Raw genomic sequence first — 18,178 nt, forward strand, 5'->3', positions numbered from 1 at the left:
CTAAAAATTCCTTAACTTAGGGTCATAAAGAACGGCTGTTTATGCCGCTTCCCATTACCTCAACCATTAATTGCTTGCTTATGAAAACCAGGAACAAATCTTTATTTCACCCGGTACAATTTACACGAAATATAAATCCCTCACCCCGCTATTCAAAACCCACCCGTCTTATTGAAAAAGTTACCACCAACCCGTCAGCAGTGATCAATGAAGTATTTGCAGAAATTCCTATTGAAGATCTTACTGAGGACTTATTGCCCGACTGGCTACAGGTGGCTGTTATCAACACGGCAAGCCCTTATTCTTCCAATGATGGCCAGGAAATTCTTGCTGAGTTCTATGAGTCGCTTTTACAGCTGGTTGAGGCATTATATCTTCTCTCTGAAAATATGCCCAAAACTCAAGTTTTACATTTAACCACCGAACAACAAGCCAACCCAACGGAAGTTCTTCATGAATTCTTTACAGTATTTACCATTGACTACGTCCGCCGCGAATTATGTGATTTCCTCGATGCGGGCATTGGTTATGATGGTGACTACCCCGACGGCTTCACGCCCTGGCTGGCCTGGATGACATATAACCATATTAACTGTTTGATGGAGGCCGCTTTTCAATTGTATTTCGTTCAGTCAGTTCAGCATACTCACTTACTTATAGTAGACGGCGGTAAGCGCCTGCTTGCGGTTTAATGGCGTTTTTCCGCTTAGCAACGTTATTAATAGTCCTAGACAAATAGTAGACATTCCCTTGTCTGGTTCTAGTCAGATTTGTTCCATCTATACGACTTCCCCGGTAATAATGCCACTGGAATGCCACTGGAATGCCACTGAAATCCCACTCTTCAGTGCAATTCCAGTGCAATTATGGTGGGGGCCTGGTGGAATAAGTATCGGCTATCCACCGAATATCACATAAAGTAAACTGCATACAGACATGGGAATCAATAGCCGAAAACAAGGAAATCGTATAGCGTTGAAGGCTACTTCTTGTAGAAGAAAAAGGAAGTAGATCGTAGAACGTAGATCAAAAATAAAAACTAAATCGATATAGAAACCTCAATCCTTCAGGATTGACAGGATTAAGGCACAAACCTCGGCGTCCCCATGTCCAGCGGCCCCTCGCCGGGCCAGGGGCCATCGGGAATAACCAGCCCGGTATGCGGCCAGGCCACCCAGTTATTACGGGGCATGGCAGCCGCCGTAACCAGGTTCTGCAATACAATTTGCAGATCGTCCAATCGCCATACATCGTTATTGGGGTCGTCGGCATCACCAGTCGACGCATCGATCGCTTCCTGTCCGGTGCGCGATAATACCACCGTTGAACAAGGCGGGGTCCAGCAACCCAGGCCGCCAAACACGGCCTGCAGCCGGGCAGCGACTTCAATACCACCCACCGAATCCATGGTAACGGCACAAGCAACCGGTTTACCGAAAAAAGCCGGCGTATTTTCAAAAGCGGTAGTTACTTCAATAAACCGTTGCAAAGGTGAACTCCAGTTATTCCAGTACACCCCGGTTATCACCAGAAAGCCATCACAACCAGCCAGCAACGCATACACTTCCCTGATCGTTGGCAAACGATCGGTCAAAGTTAGTATGGCAGCCTGTTGTTGCAACCCGGTCGTAAGTACCTCTGCGGCCTGTTTGGCCACAGCGCCCGAATTACCGGCTGCACCCCGGAGCGAACCATTGATGATCATGATATTTTTGGACATAGTATTTCGCCTAAGCGCCCTCAAATTACTATAATTGACCAGAACAGTTACTTATATTTGAGAAAGCCACCTTGTACAATGCGTAAAACCATACTTTACACCTGCCTGTTCCTGATCTCGTTTTACCAAACAGTACGCGCACAGGAAAAACCAACCGTCATTCCTTTTGAATTGACCCCCTACAACAACATAAGCATCCAGGTTATACTGAATGGGAAGGATACCGTCCACCTGATGTTCCATACAGCAGCCGGTTCAGTAACCCTCATTGAAGAAAGCATAAAAAAGCTGGGTAGTCTGCATTTCAGCGGGGCCGACACCGTGAAAAGCTGGGGTGGCGGTGGCAACACTTCCCGCCATAGCGAAAACAACACCTTACAAATAGGCCATCTTACCTGGGAACAAGAGCCCATTTGGGAAGACAAATACTCCGGCCCCGGTACCGATGGTAAATTTGGCCCCGGATTGTTTAAAAACAAAGCCATCGAGATCGACTTCGATAAAAAAGTAATTGTGTTGCATAACCATCTGCCCGCTAAATCAAAACATTACACTAAACTAAAAACTACATTTAATAACGATATGCTGTTTGTAGAGGCCACCTGCAATACCGGCAGCCAAACCATTACCAACAACTTTCTGATACACACCGGCCATTCGGGCAGCATGTTACTCGACGATCAATTTGTAGCCAGCAATAAACTGGGCGAACAGTTAAAAGTGATCGATACCAAAGAACTGAAAGACTCCTATGGCCATATACTCAAAGTGCAAAAAGCCATCCTGCCTGGTTTCACCCTTGGCAATACTACTTTAAAGGACATTCCAATTGGCTTCTTTGAAGGAACGATCGGCCGTCAAAAGATGAGCATCCTTGGCGGTGATGTGTTGAAGCGGTTCAACATCATCATCGATGCCTCCCGTGCATTTGTGTTCCTGAAACCAAACAAGTTTCAAAAAACTCCTTATACCAGTTAAGCCTGTGACAATCGTCATGCCACATAGCCGTTAAGGCTGATTGTTTTACAAACGGCTGCAACCGATGCAACCAGAAGCAGTATATTCACTGAAATATTTCAAATGAGAAATATCTTTATATTGCTGCTGGTTGCTTCACTGGCAGCCTGTAAACAATCATCTACTATGAATACATATAAATGGCCGGCGGACGTAAATCCTCCCCTGGCGGAAAAAGAACCAAAGGAATTTATTGCCCATGGCGATAAACGCATCGATGAATATTACTGGCTGAACCAGCGCGAAAATCCCAAAGTGATCGATTACCTCAAAGCTGAAAACGCTTACCTCGACACGATGATGAGCGGCACCAATAACCTGCGGGATAAACTGTATACTGAAATGAAGGGCCGCATCAAGGAAAAAGATGAATCGGTGCCTTATAAAGACAATGGTTATTGGTACTACTCCCGTTTTGAAGAAGGCAAACAATACCCCCTTTACTGCCGTAAAAAGGAAAGCCTGGAGGCGCCTGAAGAGATCATGCTCGACCAGAATCAACTGGCGGAAGGGTTTAAATACTATGCCATCGGCGGAACGGCTGTTAGCGATAACAATGAACTGCTGGCTTTTACGGTTGATTCCGTAAGCAGAAGGCTCTACGGACTGATGGTAAAGAACCTGAAAACCGGTACTATATATCCTGAAACGATCCCCAATATCGAAGGCGATATCTGCTGGGCGGCTGATAACAAAACTATTTTCTATGTAAAGAAAGACCTCACCACCCTGCTGGGTTTCCAGATCTGGCGGCATGAATTAGGTACTGATCCGGCCCATGATGTAATGGTATTCGAAGAAAAAGACAACCGCTATTACATTGGGGTGTACCGTACCAAGTCGAAGAAATATGTAAGCATTTATTCCAACATGAACCAGGTATCCACCGAATACCGGTTGTTGGATGCAGCCCACCCTACCGGTGAATTTACCGTTTTCGAACCCCGGAAAGAAAACTTTCAATACAGCATCGAGCATTTTAACGATAAGTTCTATGTATTGACCGACTGGGATGCTCCCAACTTCAGGCTGATGGAAACGCCAGAGACAAAAACGTCAAAAGAACACTGGACAGAAGTGATCCCGCACCGGAATGATGTATACATCTCAGATATGGTGGTATTTAAAAACCACCTGGTACTGGGCGAAATGAAAGATGCACTGAACCAGTTGCGTGTGATCAACCAAACCGATCACAAAGACTACTACATCACGTTCCCGGAAACTGTCTATGCTGCTTTTCAAAATGTAAACCCCGACTATAATACGAACATCCTGCGCCTCTCCTATACCTCCATGACCACACCCCGTTCCATCTATGATTTTAACATGGATACGCAACAGCGTGAATTGAAAAAACAAACAGAGGTACTGGGCGGTTTTAAACAGGAGGATTATACAGCTGAGCGCCTGTGGGCTACTGCGCGTGATGGCGCCAGGGTGCCCATTTCCGTGGTATATAAAAAGGGAATGAAAAAAGACGGCAGCAACCCTTTATTACTGTACGCATACGGTTCTTACGGCTACAGTGTTTCCCCCAGCTTTAACAGCAATATCATCAGCCTGCTCGACCGCGGTTTTGTGTATGCCATTGCACATGTGCGGGGTGGACAGGAAATGGGTCGCGCCTGGTACGACCAGGGCCACCTGTTTAACAAGAAGAATACCTTTTTCGATTTTATAGATTGCGGTGACTTCCTGATCAAAGAAAACTATACCTCCACAGCGCACCTATATGCCAATGGAGGCAGCGCCGGCGGCTTGCTGATGGGTGGCATTGTAAATTATCGCCCCGACCTATGGCATGGTGTAGTGGCTGATGTGCCCTTTGTAGATGTGATCACTACCATGTCTGACCCCAGCATTCCCCTCACCACCGGTGAGTATAAGGAATGGGGCAACCCCGCGGACAGCGCCGAATACTTTTATATGAAATCTTATTCGCCGTACGATAATGTTGAGAAGAAAGCATATCCCAATATGCTTATAACAACCGGTCTGCACGATTCGCAGGTACAATATTTTGAACCAGCCAAATGGGTGGCCAAAATGCGGGAACTGCATACCGGTAACAACAAGATCCTTTTCAAGATCAATATGGACGTAGGTCATGGTGGTGCTTCAGGCCGTTTCGATTACCTGAAAGACAAAGCCTGGCAATATGCCTTCTTCCTGGCTTTGGAAGGCAGGCTGGATTGATTCTTGCAATTCTCCGATTGATTGTCACAACTCCGGGGGCCTTCCAATAACTAATTTTGTTTCATAATGTAAACACAACATCATGAACAATTCTTACTGGTTATTCGAAGGCTTTCTGACCATCCTTGCTGATGAGAAGAGCACTGATGGCCGTTATGACCTCATAGAAGGTGTCTTTCCGCCGGGCATAGAAACACCGCTTCATCTTCACAATCGTTATTCTGAAGTGCTGTATGTACAGGAAGGCGAGTTTACCGTGTATATGGAGAATGGGACGCATGTGCTGAAAGCAGGCGAACATGTTTTTATTCCCGTTGGTGCACCGCATGCAGTGGTGAACACAAGTACTGGTTTTTCCAAAGCGCTCGCGGTAGCTTCACCCAGTGGTTTTGCTGAATTGATCCGTTCGGTAGGCATTGCCGGTAAACAAAGCGATGGACAAAAACAACCCAATGACATGGGTGCGTTTATGCAATTTTCTGAAAAGATCGGTGATGTGTTTTTAGGCCCGCCCGGCAGCAGACCTGCGGTGAAATAGATCAGGCCAGTTCTCTTTTTCGATAGGCACGGGGCGTAATGTCTTCCATCTTCTTAAAGAAATTGATAAAATGGGCCACGTCATCGAAATCCAGCAACGAAGAAATTTCTTTTACACTGTGGCTGGAGTGTTTCAATAAGCTCTTTGCTTCACTAATGAATCGTTCCGCAATCAACTGCGAAGTGGTTTTACCGGTAGCCTCCTTCAGGTTACGATTCAGGTAATTCACGCTTATCGCCAGCCGTTCCGCAAAGGCGGCGGGATTGCGGATCAACGCCTCCCGGGAATAATTCCTTCCAATAAATTGTTTATTCAGCAATTCATTGAACGAGGACACTACCTGGGGGGCCCTTGCCATATGCGCAGCCTGCTGACCCGAAACCGGTAATAACTTTACTGCGGTAAAAAAGACCTCCTGCACCATATTCCGGATGGCATCATATTTATAAATAAAATCATCCTGCAGTTCGCTGGCCATTCGTTCAAACAAATTAACCATTTCTACCATTTGTCTGTCACTAAGCGAAAAAACAGGCAGGCATCCTGGTTGAAAGATCAAATAGTCGCGTACATAGGCACAGGGTTCTAAAAACTGTTCCGAAAAAACACAGGAGAACCCATCAGGTAAATCACGCAACAGCCGCCAGCCAAAAGGCACCCGCGGGTTGGTGATCATCAGTACATTGCCATTTACCTGCAGGGACTGGTCTGCATAGTCAATACTGATAGGCCCGTCAATCAGGCTAATGGAATAATAATCACTTCTGCCATAAGGTAATTCCCGGGGGCCGTCGTATCTTTTTCGCCGGTACAGGTTGAAATTTCCTTCCTGCCGTTTAAAGTCGTCACCCAAACTATTGAATGCACTTTCCTTAAAATGTTGTATTGTACGTAAGTGTTCCATTTATTGATTGCCTTCTACACAAAAAACGTGCTATCGGTCATTAAGGTTGGCAATCTGGATATTTTTTTGCGTTTCTTATTTATTGATCAAACTCATCTGCATACACCTCCTTATTCTCTCCATTTTTCAATCGCACATAATCAATGGCGCCGGTGCCGTTGAAATTGTAGACCAGTCCCATTACCTTTCCAAAATCATCTTTGAATGAAATGGAATACACGGGTTGTTCATCGAGGTAGATCGTAGCCTTTTTATTGACCACTTTTACCTGCAGGTGTTGCCACTGGTATACATTCCGGCCAAAAACCGACAAATCTTTATGAATGCCATCATCCATTACCTCGCCCATTTTCACGGCAATATCCCGTTCGCAACCCTTGCCCGTTATGCGTACAAAAAAGATGTTCTCCTCACATACGATCACCAGTTGAAAACCAGGACAGGGAACCGTTTGTAAACTATCGCAGGCAATACGCGTATCGATGGAGAAATTATCGCTTCGTGTATTATCAAATTCCCGGATATTGAAATAACTCAACACCTCTTCTTTCTCCATATCTACATCAGCAGCCAACAGGTCTTCACGGGTAAGATGCAAGGCGCCATCCTGTACTAAATTTTTCTTTCTAATATAAATGGGTCTGTTATCTTCAAATGAATTGCGTGTTAACGGGAACCAGCCATCTGTAGTAATGTGCACCTTAAAACGCTTCACCAGGGAATCGTTGGCAATCAATTTAGCCCGGTGAAAACCCGGGTAATAATAAATACTGGAATACACATGACCGGTGGGATCCAGTGGTACCCTATCCTGTGGATTCCAGGATTGTTGAAAAAAGAAACTGTCAGCTTCAACATTGCTCACATCATAATTAAAAATAATAGTACTGGGAACGCCCTGCGATACGGTTTTGTTACCGGTAAAAGTGACCGGTCCTTTTATCGCCAGCTTTTTGTGCTGTGGCCCGGAGCGAAAAGCGATCAGCCAGCAAACGACCGCAACAACACCTGCAATGGGAAGGAACAGCCAGGGTTTGAACCTGCCCGGCCGCCTGGGTATTGCCATCACCCGTTCAGGCGACAATTCCGCCGCAACCGTTTCCCGCTGTTTGAAGGCCTGCCAATCTTTATAACCCAGCACCGATACCAGCCCCTGCAAAGTGGCGGGGTGCGGGACCTTATCATAATCTTTTTTCCATAACCGTTTCAGGGTTGACAGGCTTAATTTAATGCCGGAGTTATCTTCAATGATAGTTGCCAAATATTCAAGATCGCGTTGACGCAGTTCTCCCTGTTCATTTCCGAACCGGAGTTTTTCTTCAATCAATCGCTTGCAATCGGCTATATGTTCATGCTCAGAACGGTCCATGCTGGTAATTTACACATAAAAACAATTTGACCGGCAAATGACTGGAACTTGAACGGCAATTGAAAATGAAGTGCTTACAGACTGGTGTTTATTGCAGCCAGATAAAATCACCTCATATGAAGAAAAATCATTTGCTGATTGGAGTTACTTTGTTTTTGCAAGGCTGGCATGCCAGTGGCCAGGCGGTTAGCATTCCTTTTACATCCAACCGGTGGAATATGAAAGATGCCCAGGCTTCGGTAGAAACCTATTTGGGAAAAGAATGCCTGTTGCTGAAATCGGGCACTGTTTATTTAAACGATCTGCAACTGCAGGATGGCATTATTGAAGCCGATCTCAGTTTTCCGCAACAGCGTGGTTTTCCCGGCTTTATCTTCCGCATGCAGGACCTGGTAAACGGCGAGAACTTTTATGTTCGTCCTCACCAGTCGGGCAACCCCGATGCCACACAGTATACACCGGTCTTTAACAACAACGCAGGCTGGCAATTGTATCATGGAGAAGGATATTCAAAAGCCTATTCATTCCGGTTCGATCAATGGCATCATGTAAAGATCGATGTACATGGCAGACAGGCGGAAATTTACCTCGATGACATGCAGCAACCCTTAACAAAAGTCACAGAACTAAAACGCGATCCCAAAGCCGGGAGTTTTGCGGTGTATTCGGGCGGTATAACGGCCAGGTTTGCCAATGTGCAATACACCATAAAAACACCCATTATACAGGCAGCCATGCCGGTACCGGCCAATGGCACCGATGGCCTTATCACCCAATGGCAGATAAGCAACCAGGTTAACAACCAATTGTTCGAGAACAAAAAACAATTGACGCCAGAGATAAAATCAGCTCTCACCTTTACCACGCAAACCAGTGAGCCTTCAGGCACCATCAACCTCGATAAATTTACCAACCCCAAAGACACCAATAAGGTGATGGTGGCCAGGGTGACCATAGAATCGGAAACTGAGCAAGTGAAAGCCATTGCATTTGGCTTTAGTGATTTTGTAACGGTGTACCTCAACGACAAAGCCTTATACGCAGGAAGGGATGCGTTTATGTCGCGTGATTATCGTTTTCTGGGAACGATAGGTTATTTCGATATGGTCTATCTGCCGTTGAAGAAAGGTAAGAACGAGCTTTGGTTTGTACTCTCAGAAATTTTTGGTGGCTGGGGCGTAAAAGCCAAACTGGAGAATATGGAGAAGATCTCGTTGCGATGACGGAAGAAATACTTTATGACTCCACGAAAAACGCTTGCTGTTTTTCGTGGAGTATTTACAACTCTGGAGCAACCCACCCCTACCCCTCCCAGGAGGGGATTTTTCAAAACAAGCATTCTACTTTCCCCCATCCACATCCCTGATAAATTTGATCACGCCATTCATGTACGTTTGCTGGTCGTCCCACATACTCATATGGCTGCCGTTGGCACAATACAGGTAAGAACCTTTTTGTACCTGCGTGCTCATCCATTTCATGTGCTCGGGGTCCATGGTATCAAATTGACCGCCTACTGTTAAAGTAGGTACTTTGATTTTCGGCAGATCGGCCTTGCGGTCCCAATTGGCGAGGCGGCCGCTTATACCAAATTCAGAAGGGCCCTGCATCATCGTATAAATGACGCCGTTAAGGTGCCTGAAAGACCGGTCCACGGGTTCGGGCCACTCTGCCAGGCGGCAGATGTGTTTGCTATAAAAATGGGTCATCAGCAGTTGCATGTATTTGGGATCACTGGTTTGTTTACGCGCTTCCAGTTGATGGATGGTATCCAGCACTTCGGGGTCCATTTGTTTTGCCAGAATACTGTCGGCATACTTACCATAGTCCGGCGCACTTGCCATCATATTACTAATGATCAGTCCTTTCAGGTTATCCTGGTATTTAAGTGCATACTCCATCGCAAGGATACCACCCCAGGAATGGCCTAACAGATAGAAATTGTTTTTATCGAGGTGTAATGCTTTTCGCACCTGTTCTACTTCTTCTACAAAACGTTCGGTTGTCCATAAGCTGCTATCGGTGGGCTGGTCGGCATAAGAAGAACCCAGTTGATCATATTCATAAAATTCGATGCCCTGTTCGGGGAAAAAGCTTTCGAAGCATTCCATGTATTCATGCCCTGCCGCCGGTCCGCCATGTAAGAGCAATACTTTAATGGTGGGATTATTGCCAAAACGTTTGGTCCAGACTTTAAAGGTACCCACGGGGGTTTGCACGGGGATCATTTTTATACCGGCCATGCGCACGCCTGTATCTCCGGTACTGAAGTAGCTGGTAGCTGCAAGTGGCTGTTTTTCGACGGGTGACTGGCAGGAATATAGAACAATGGTACCAAGTATAAAGGCAAATAGTATTCTCATGTGTAGTTATTTATGGTAAGATACGGAATTACCCTTTTGCAGTTAGTTTTGAATGGGTATGGGCCCTACATTTGCAGTATTATATAAAACTGAAATATCATGAGCGAGTTAATTAAGCAAATAGTTGAAAAAACAGGTGTACCTGCAGAACAGGCGCAACAGGTGGTAGACGTAGTAGCCAATTTCGTAAAACAAAAATTCCCGCAATTCGGTGGCCAGATCGATTCATTGTTAGGCACCAGCGGCGATAATTCAGGCAATACCGGTAGTGGCAACATCCTGGGTGATCTGGGTAGTAAATTGGGTTTCTAAAGAAATAATTGCAAAACCCCGATGATACCGTTGGGGTTTTGTGTTTGTAGCCCGTTCAGTCTACCTGTTAAGTGAACAATTAGCCTCCACCGTTGTTTATATAATATGTCAAATATAAACACAGCTCTTGATGATAAGAAACCCACTTACGACTCCATAGCCTGGCATTGGTACGATCTCACCTGCCCCTTTTGTTATGTCAGCAATAGCCGAAATAAGATATTAAAGGAAAACGGGTTCAACCTGATTGCACTTCCCTTTCAGGCGCATCCTGAAGTACCTGCTGACGGCATGCATATGGGCCAACGCACCGGACCCATGTATGAACTGCTGGAAAAAGAAGCCAGAGAATCAAACCTGCCATTGAACTGGCCTGCGCGTTTACCCAATAGCCGATATGCATTGGCGTTGGCCGAACAGGTACGCCGGAATAAACCGCACCTTTTTGCTGATGTCAAAGACAGATTATATGCTGCCCATTTTGCTTTGAATGAAGACCTGGGCTCAAAAGCCGTGGTAAATAACATCCTTATTTCTTTTGGGATCACGGAAACCGAAATTAACCAGTGGTTGCAAAACGATACCGCCTTCGACGACCTGCGCAACGCTGAATACAGCGCCCAATTGGTGGGTTTGCAAGGTACCCCGGCATGGATCCTTAAAAACCAGGTGGTACCCGGTTTGCAATCGCGCGCCTATTTCCAGCAATTACAGCCGAATCAATAAACATCTTTAGAATTGCTCCTCCTGGCCCGGCCGGGAGGATTTTTTTATCTAATCTGAAACATTTTCGGGGAAAGGGCTACTAATAAGCCGAATGAGCTAAAACAGTGCCCATGATCCATTTACAACAGGTACAAAAAAAGTACGACCAGAAGTTGATCCTGAACGTCCCGGAATTCAAACTCGACAAGGGTATTTACTGGATCTATGGCCTGAATGGCTCCGGTAAAACCACCTTTCTAAAGATCATCGCCGGGATGATCCCCTTTGATGGCGAGGCGCATATCAATACCATCAGCCTGAAAAAGAACGGGGTAAACTATAGAAAACTGGTGAGCTTCGCCGAAGCCGAACCCGTATATCCCAGCTATATTACCGGCCGCGACCTGGTTCTATTTTACCAGAAGATCCGAAAAGCCACTCCTTCACAAATAGACAGGCTCATAGCGTTTTCCGGGTTAGGCCCCCATCTCGACAATCCCATCGGCACCTATTCCAGTGGCATGGTAAAACGGCTGTCCCTACTGCTGGCCTTTATTGGCAATGCATCATTTATTCTGTTAGATGAACCATTGGCCACGCTCGATACGGAGGCTGTTCATGCATTACCTGACCTGATAAACGAGTTCCGGCAACAATACGGCTGCAGTTTTATCTTCAGCTCGCACCAGCCATTCTTATCTGCCTCGCTTCCTATCGACAAAAATTTCAGTATTACTGATCATACCATTCAACCTCTCCTATGAACATACAACGCCGGATATTATTTAAATCACTGGTAACACCGTTTTACCGCCAGAATGCGGCGCTGCTTGTTTTTGTATATTATATGATGACCCTGGCGATAGGCCGGGCAAACGGGGTAGGTTTGCTGGAATATCATTATTCGTTGATCAGGGGTATGCTTACCAATGCGCCTTTTTTACTGGCAGTATTGGGCCTATGGCTTACGTATGCCATCAAGTGCGGACAATTTGTTACCAACACCTTACAAAAGCCGGCATTTTCCTATTTATACCAGTTGTCGTTGCTTAATGTAAGAAAAGTGTACTGGTTGTTATTGCAGGTTCAACTGATGCTTTTTTTACCGGTATTGTCGTACCTGGTAGCTGTTATGGGCATTGGCTATCATGAACACTGGATTCCGTTCGCCAACCTGGCTTTTCTGTTTGTAGTATTTGTATGTGCTGTTTGCGCGGGATGGTACTTATACCTTTTACAAAGACAGGGAGAATTCCCCTTTGTAATAAAATGGAAGTTATCATCGCTGCTAATCCGAAAGTCTTATTCACAATTTCTGGTGAGATACGTATTGGAGAAAGGCAAGTTGTTATTCTTTGTTACCAAATTGTATAACTGTGCTTCGCTGTACCTGATGCTGGACGGTCGTGATCCGGCCCGGCATACCGATATTCGGATGATGGCGCTTTTCTTTAGTGCGGGTATGCTGGGCCATGGCATACTGGTGCACCGGTTAAAGGAAATGGAGAATACGGGTTTGTCATTTTACCGCAGCCTGCCTGTACCGGTTAGCCGCCGCTTTGCACAATACGGTTGGTTTTATTTTTATCTTTTTATTCCTGAGATCATCGCTATTATCTCGCGCACGCCCTCCTGTTTAACCTATGCAGAAGCGGGTTTCTTTATCTTTTTTGGGTATGGCATTTTGTTACTGCTTAACAGCCTGCAGTTGTACAATTATACCAACCTGAAGAATTACCTGGTAAATGTGGCACAACTATTCTTTGCCGTAATTATTGCCATGGTAACCCGGCAACTATTGACCCTCTCCATTATTTTCTTTGTATTGGCCATTATCCTGTTCTTCCACCGGTATTACCGGTTCGAACCACAGCAAAACCCTGACCTGTAATCTTATTCGGTTCTCAAACTCTTTATCGGATTGGCAACGGCTGTTTTGGCGCAATGTGCACTAATGAGACCAAACGCCAGGGCAGCTACTGCCCCCAGTACCATTAAATAAGGGACAATATTCTGCTGTATTCTATAGGCAAAGTTTTGTAAAATATGCTCCGTAGCCATATACGCCAGCGGCCACGCAATTACATTGGCAATGATGAGGAGCCAGGCATATTCTTTCAAAAACATCATAATAATACTGCCTGCATTCGCACCCAGCACCTTGCGTACCGCAATCTCTTTCATTCTTTTATTCAACGTAAACGCTACCACGCCCAGTATACCCAGCAGTACTATGATCAGGTTCAGCACAGTGGCCACATCGGCTGCAGTTTTCAATTGCAATTCAGATCTGTAAATCGTTGCAAACTTTTCGTCCATAAAGGTATAGTCGAAAGGCGCATTCGGCGTCATCGCGTGCCAGTGTTTTTTTATATCGTCCAGGGTTTTGGAAAGATCGGTGGTGTTTAATTTCACGGCCAGAAAGCGGTAAACTTTTGCCAGCTTAACGTGTGCAAATGCAACCGGGCCTATTTTGTCCTGCAAAGAAGAAAAATTATAATCCCCTACCACGCCACCGATCGTAACAGGACCAACCGGTGTTTGAATTTGTTGCCCCACGGCATTCTCAGTGGTCAATCCCAGTTGTTTAATGGTGGTCTCGTTCAATACCAGACTGCCATTGGCGGGAGATAAGAAAGTACCCGCCTTCATATGAAGACCAAATGTTGTTGCATAATCCTCATCGGTAGGAAAGATGGGCAAAACCAGCTGCTTCTCTTTTCCCGCGCCTGGCGGATAGAGTATGATCTGGCCAAAGGGCTTGCGATCTGGCAGTTCAAAGGTCAGTGAAGCGCTTTTTACCTGCGGTATTTGCAACAGGTTTTCTTTAATAGCCTCCATCTTTAACACGCCTGCTGTATCCCATTGTTTAGGAAAAGCCGTGATCACCAATACCTGTTCTTTATTATAACCAAGGTCTTTATTAAAAATATAGGAAACCTGTTTACTCAGGTTGAGGGCACAAATGAACACCAATACGGCTAATGAGAACTGCACTACCAGCAATGCCCGTTTTAAACCCAGGCCGCCTTTTGCCGTATCTATTTTACCTTTTACCGCCTGGATCAAATTGGTACTGCTCAACACAAACGCCGGATAGGTACCAGCCAGCAAACCGATCAATAACACCAACCCGGTCAATTGAATAATTTCAGGAACGCGGAACTGCCATACTGGTTTCAGGGTGGCATTGAGCATTTTTGAAAAAACCGGAATGAGCAATTGATAAAAGAACAAGGAGAAGATTGCAGCAATACAAGTAAGGATCAAAGCTTCCAACAGGAATTGTACTATTACCTGCTTTTTTACACTGCCAAATGTTTTACGCAGCCCTATTTCTTTTAACCGGTATGTAGAGGTACCGATGTTGATGTTTACATAATTGATGATCACCATTAACAAAATGAACAGGGCTATCGTAGACAGGATCATGATCATTTTGTTAACCGCGCCATTGTTATTTTTGAGGTGATAATCTTTAACCGGTACGGTATTGGCCCAAATGTTTTTCCAAACAAAATCTGCTGAGTACTTTTTGCTTAACCTGTTTATGGCATCATTCACTGCCTGCACGGTTACCCCCGGTTTCAATTCCACATAGCTTACCATATCTGCATTATTCCAGCTCAATGAAGGATCGCCCCCACTATAATACTTATTACCTGTAGTGGGCACAAACAGGTTATACGAATCATTATTCAGGGTAGTAACTGAATTACCGGGCGGATCTTTTAACACTGCAGACACCGTATATTCCTGGGTAATACCGGCTACCGTTGTTTGAATGCTGAGCGGTTTACCAATAGCGTTGGTAGTGCCATATAGCTTTCGGGCAAAAGTAGCAGTGATCACTGCCGAATTATTACTGATGAACGCATGCCCTTTATCTCCATACAACAGCGGAAAACCATACATGGATATCAGCGTGGTATCACAAATGGCAATATCTTCTTTAAAATGCTTGTCGCCATACGATACCACATTGGTGATCGGGTCATACCGGTAATAATTGGCCACCAGGTCTGGATATTCTTCTTTCAACCCTTTTGCCCACATGGAAATAGAAACTATTTCCGAGCCCAGGTCTTTTGTCTTCCAGGTTGATTTTATATAATATTGCCGGTCTGCATGGCGCAACTCACTATTTACGCTCTTCTGGTCCAATACATACATGCCAATGATCAGGGAAAAGGTAATGCCGATAGACAGGCATAAGATATTGATGGCAGAAAACAACTTGTGTTTGGTAAAATGGCGAAAGGCAATAATAAGATAATTTCTAAGCATAGCACTTCTTGTAAAGGTGAGGAATGCAGGCCGTGGTGGAAACCTCAAGCGCTGTGCCAGACTGCAACTGTTTACCCATAAGGGTTTGGAGCGGGCTGCCCGGATAGACAGGTGTACGAAAACGAACAGTTTGTGTCCGGTATTGCATAAAAAAGGGCCGACGATTCTGTCGGCCCTGTGATCATGGCTACACTTTATTTATTGTGACGAAAGCCTTACTTCGGCATGGCTACCCCATCTTTAAAGACCCGGTCAATACGGGCAACAATATCTTCGAGGTGCGCTTTGGCCAATCCCTGTTGTAAAGGAATGGCTTTTTTGATATCGCTGCGCAGGTCATTCAGGTGCGCGCGCATTACGCCCGACACATCATTCCTGGTAGGATCAGGGTTTACATAGAACTGGGTGCCGTTACCATTATTGCGGCCTACGATCTCATTAACCGCCCTGAAGGCGTTGAACGAAAGATCTACATACATCCGCTGCAGGTTGCGGCGATTGATATCGATCGGCTTGTTGGTGTATAGTTCGCCCCAGATGCTTTTCTTCAGGTCGTTCAGGAATTCACTGATGGTATACACTTTTTCGTTCTTGTAATCCACCTCGTTCTTCACCAAACCATTCAGGATGCCGGAGCCCAGCAAACGCCCGAGGGCATTGGACTGCGCCGTACCGAAGTAAAGCTCGGCATTGTAGCCGGTGAGTTTAAAAGTAGTATCGTTCGCCAGCCAGTCGGGTACATGGAACAGGTAGGTATCCAGGAACTTCATGGCTGCTTTTTGTTTGGCATAGGGTACCAGTTCAAAAACGGGTCCGCTTTGCTCCACGCTTTTAGGTGTAGTATAACGGCCGCCAATGCTCTTCAACACATGCATCATGTAGGTATTGTACTGGCGGAAAAGGGCATCGTCAGCTGCCTGCAGTCCCTCGTAGCCCTCATTGGGTTTACGCGTCCAGGCGCTGAGTTTGGGCAGGATCCGTTGCAGGTTCTTTATACCGTAAGTACTGGCTTTTATGGCATCATCGCCCAGGTCTTCACTTTGCGAACGGGGATCACTGGCGTTGATCTCATAACCATAGAACAAATGCTTGTTGTTGTTCAGGCTGTCGATAACCTGTTTGTTCAGGTACGGGGTTTCTGCTTCGGCATTGCTGAATTGCGGCAGCCACTGGTACCCAAATTGAATGGCCCATTTATCATAGGCGCCAATACGGGGAAAGATGCCTTTTTCTGTTATGCTGTCCTCTGGTTGTGCCACATAGTTGAAGCGGGCATAGTCCATAATAGAAGGCGTATGTCCGTTTGCTTCCACCCATTTTTTATCACGCAGCTTTTCAACAGGGACTGTAGAACTGGCGCCGAAGTTGTGCATCAGGCCCAGCGTATGTCCTACCTCGTGGCTGGATACAAAGCGGATCAACTGGCCCATCAGCTCATCATCGAATTCCATTTTACGGGCACGGGCATCGATAGCACCGGCCTGTACCATGTACCAGTCGTGCACCAGTGACATAATGTTATGGTACCAGTTGATGTGCGTCTCTATGATCTCACCACTGCGGGGATCATGCACATGCGGACCACTTGCATTGGCAATGGAAGAGGGTTTGTATACGATCACATTGTGGCGGGCATCATCGATGCTCCAGGTGCTGTCGTTCTCAGGTGCTGGTAATGCTTTGATGGCATTTTTAAAACCGGCCTGTTCAAATGCTTTCTGCCAGTCGTTCACACCGGCAATCAGGTAAGGCACCCATTTCTTCGGTGTTGCAGGATCTATATAATAAATGATCGGATTTTGTGGTTCTACCAATTCACCATGCAGGTATTTCTCCCGGTCTTCCGGTTTTGGTTCCAGTCTCCAACGGGTAATAAAATAGCGGTTGGCTACGCGTTGTGGTTCAGCATCGAAATCAATTACACCACGTGCAAAGAACCCAACCCGGGGATCGTAATAACGGGGTTTCATGGGCACTTTAGGCAACAGTACCATAGAGCTGTTCACTTCATACGTAGTAGGCAGTGTAGAACCGGGCCCGGCTGGCATGTAGGTACGCACCATCTTTACTTCTACATTAATGGGAAATGCATTCAACCCTGAAACGTATGATTTATCGGTTTGCACGCCGCCTAATTTAAGTCCCGTTCTTGCGTCGGGTCCAAAGTGAACGATCTCATTTTCTGTTTGCAGAAAAGAAGTTACATCGAGCACATAGGTTTTTCCGGCGCCTTTGTCACCCCCAAATGCTTTTACCGGGAAGGTAGCCACAATGGGTTGCAGGCTTGAGTTGATCACGGCACGATACAGGCCGTTCTCGGTGCTGTCGTCACTTTTATCGCGGAATACCATCCGCTTCATAAAGATGCGGTTGAAGGGGCCCAACTCGAAACGGATCACGTTCTCGTTGATCTCATCACCGGCAAAGACGGCAGTATAGGGTCGTAAGCCAGCAGGCGCTTTTGAAATGCGGTTCACTACCAAAATGTCGCGGTTCAACAGGCTGTCGGGTATTTCAAAGAAATACGTTTCGTCGATCTGGTGCACGCGGAACATCCCGGTTTTAGTGATCGCCTTTTTGGTGATCACGTCTTCATAACGTTTGGGTGCTCCGGGAGGTGTATTCTTTGCAGAATCTACTTTGGGAACGGTGTCTTTCGCGGCTACCGGTGGTGTTGCGGCGCCTTTTTTCTGCGCCATACCCAACACGGGCACACCCATCAATAAAACGATGGGAATAATTTTCAGTTTATACATATCTGTTA

Annotated in this window: 15 protein-coding genes; 9 read left to right on the forward strand and 6 right to left on the reverse strand. The window is 45.9% G+C overall.

From position 1 onward, the window contains the following. Positions 1 to 80 precede the first annotated feature (80 nt). Positions 81 to 692, forward strand: a complete 612-nt coding sequence (locus BMX95_RS14590; RefSeq protein ID WP_133054025.1) for a hypothetical protein — start codon at positions 81 to 83, stop codon at positions 690 to 692. A 389-nt stretch (positions 693 to 1,081) separates the two neighbouring features. Here the strand turns inward: BMX95_RS14590 and BMX95_RS14595 are convergent, their stop codons facing one another. After that, on the reverse strand, positions 1,082 to 1,720 hold the full coding sequence (locus BMX95_RS14595; protein WP_081203185.1) for an NAD(P)H-dependent oxidoreductase: 639 nt from the start codon (positions 1,718 to 1,720) through the stop codon (positions 1,082 to 1,084). Between the two features lie 78 nt (positions 1,721 to 1,798). On the opposite strand from BMX95_RS14595, the gene BMX95_RS14600 reads away from it, so the two are divergent. From BMX95_RS14600 to BMX95_RS14610, 3 genes are all read left to right on the forward strand, one after another. Then, positions 1,799 to 2,698: a pepsin/retropepsin-like aspartic protease family protein gene (locus BMX95_RS14600; protein WP_081203186.1), complete on the forward strand. Its 900-nt coding sequence runs from the start codon at positions 1,799 to 1,801 to the stop codon at positions 2,696 to 2,698. Positions 2,699 to 2,800: 102 nt separating this feature from the next. Beyond that, positions 2,801 to 4,936: a S9 family peptidase gene (locus BMX95_RS14605; protein WP_242673217.1), complete on the forward strand. Its 2,136-nt coding sequence runs from the start codon at positions 2,801 to 2,803 to the stop codon at positions 4,934 to 4,936. Between the two features lie 82 nt (positions 4,937 to 5,018). Beyond that, positions 5,019 to 5,474: a cupin domain-containing protein gene (locus BMX95_RS14610; RefSeq protein ID WP_081203187.1), complete on the forward strand. Its 456-nt coding sequence runs from the start codon at positions 5,019 to 5,021 to the stop codon at positions 5,472 to 5,474. Between the two features lies 1 nt (position 5,475). On the opposite strand, the gene BMX95_RS14615 is transcribed toward BMX95_RS14610, so the two are convergent. Beyond that, positions 5,476 to 6,378 (reverse strand): helix-turn-helix domain-containing protein, encoded by a 903-nt coding sequence (locus BMX95_RS14615; RefSeq protein ID WP_081203188.1) that lies wholly within the window; start codon positions 6,376 to 6,378, stop codon positions 5,476 to 5,478. Between the two features lie 79 nt (positions 6,379 to 6,457). Then, complete coding sequence (locus BMX95_RS14620) at positions 6,458 to 7,747, reverse strand: hypothetical protein (RefSeq protein ID WP_081203189.1); 1,290 nt, start codon at positions 7,745 to 7,747, stop codon at positions 6,458 to 6,460. Between the two features lie 116 nt (positions 7,748 to 7,863). On the opposite strand from BMX95_RS14620, the gene BMX95_RS14625 reads away from it, so the two are divergent. After that, a complete protein-coding gene (locus BMX95_RS14625) occupies positions 7,864 to 8,970 on the forward strand; it encodes a LamG domain-containing protein (RefSeq protein ID WP_081203190.1) in 1,107 nt (368 codons plus the stop codon). A gap of 117 nt (positions 8,971 to 9,087) precedes the next feature. Here the strand turns inward: BMX95_RS14625 and BMX95_RS14630 are convergent, their stop codons facing one another. Next, the gene (locus BMX95_RS14630; RefSeq protein ID WP_081203191.1) at positions 9,088 to 10,110 is read right to left on the reverse strand and encodes a proline iminopeptidase-family hydrolase; all 1,023 of its coding nucleotides are present in this window, start codon (positions 10,108 to 10,110) and stop codon (positions 9,088 to 9,090) included. A 99-nt stretch (positions 10,111 to 10,209) separates the two neighbouring features. Here BMX95_RS14630 and BMX95_RS14635 point away from each other — a divergent pair, with 99 nt between their 5' ends. The 4 genes from BMX95_RS14635 (at position 10,210) to BMX95_RS14650 (ending at position 13,018) form a co-directional block, all read left to right on the forward strand. After that, a complete protein-coding gene (locus tag BMX95_RS14635) occupies positions 10,210 to 10,422 on the forward strand; it encodes an HU family DNA-binding protein (RefSeq protein WP_081203192.1) in 213 nt (70 codons plus the stop codon). A gap of 105 nt (positions 10,423 to 10,527) precedes the next feature. Further along, positions 10,528 to 11,148: a DsbA family oxidoreductase gene (locus tag BMX95_RS14640; RefSeq protein WP_081203193.1), complete on the forward strand. Its 621-nt coding sequence runs from the start codon at positions 10,528 to 10,530 to the stop codon at positions 11,146 to 11,148. A 110-nt stretch (positions 11,149 to 11,258) separates the two neighbouring features. Further along, positions 11,259 to 11,891, forward strand: coding sequence for an ABC transporter ATP-binding protein (locus tag BMX95_RS14645; RefSeq protein ID WP_081203194.1), 633 nt, complete (start codon positions 11,259 to 11,261; stop codon positions 11,889 to 11,891). Continuing rightward, positions 11,888 to 13,018 (forward strand): hypothetical protein, encoded by a 1,131-nt coding sequence (locus BMX95_RS14650; RefSeq protein WP_081203195.1) that lies wholly within the window; start codon positions 11,888 to 11,890, stop codon positions 13,016 to 13,018. The genes BMX95_RS14645 and BMX95_RS14650 overlap by 4 nt, the downstream gene beginning before the upstream one ends. Positions 13,019 to 13,020: 2 nt before the next feature. On the opposite strand, the gene BMX95_RS14655 is transcribed toward BMX95_RS14650, so the two are convergent. Both BMX95_RS14655 and BMX95_RS14660 read right to left on the reverse strand, forming a co-directional pair. Further along, positions 13,021 to 15,414, reverse strand: a complete 2,394-nt coding sequence (locus tag BMX95_RS14655) for an ABC transporter permease (RefSeq protein WP_081203196.1) — start codon at positions 15,412 to 15,414, stop codon at positions 13,021 to 13,023. Between the two features lie 215 nt (positions 15,415 to 15,629). Further along, positions 15,630 to 18,170, reverse strand: a complete 2,541-nt coding sequence (locus BMX95_RS14660; RefSeq protein ID WP_081203197.1) for a zinc-dependent metalloprotease — start codon at positions 18,168 to 18,170, stop codon at positions 15,630 to 15,632. Positions 18,171 to 18,178: the final 8 nt, after the last annotated feature.

Source organism: Niastella yeongjuensis (genome assembly GCF_900110245.1).
In the GTDB taxonomy this organism is placed as follows: Bacteria; Bacteroidota; Bacteroidia; order Chitinophagales; family Chitinophagaceae; genus Niastella; species Niastella yeongjuensis.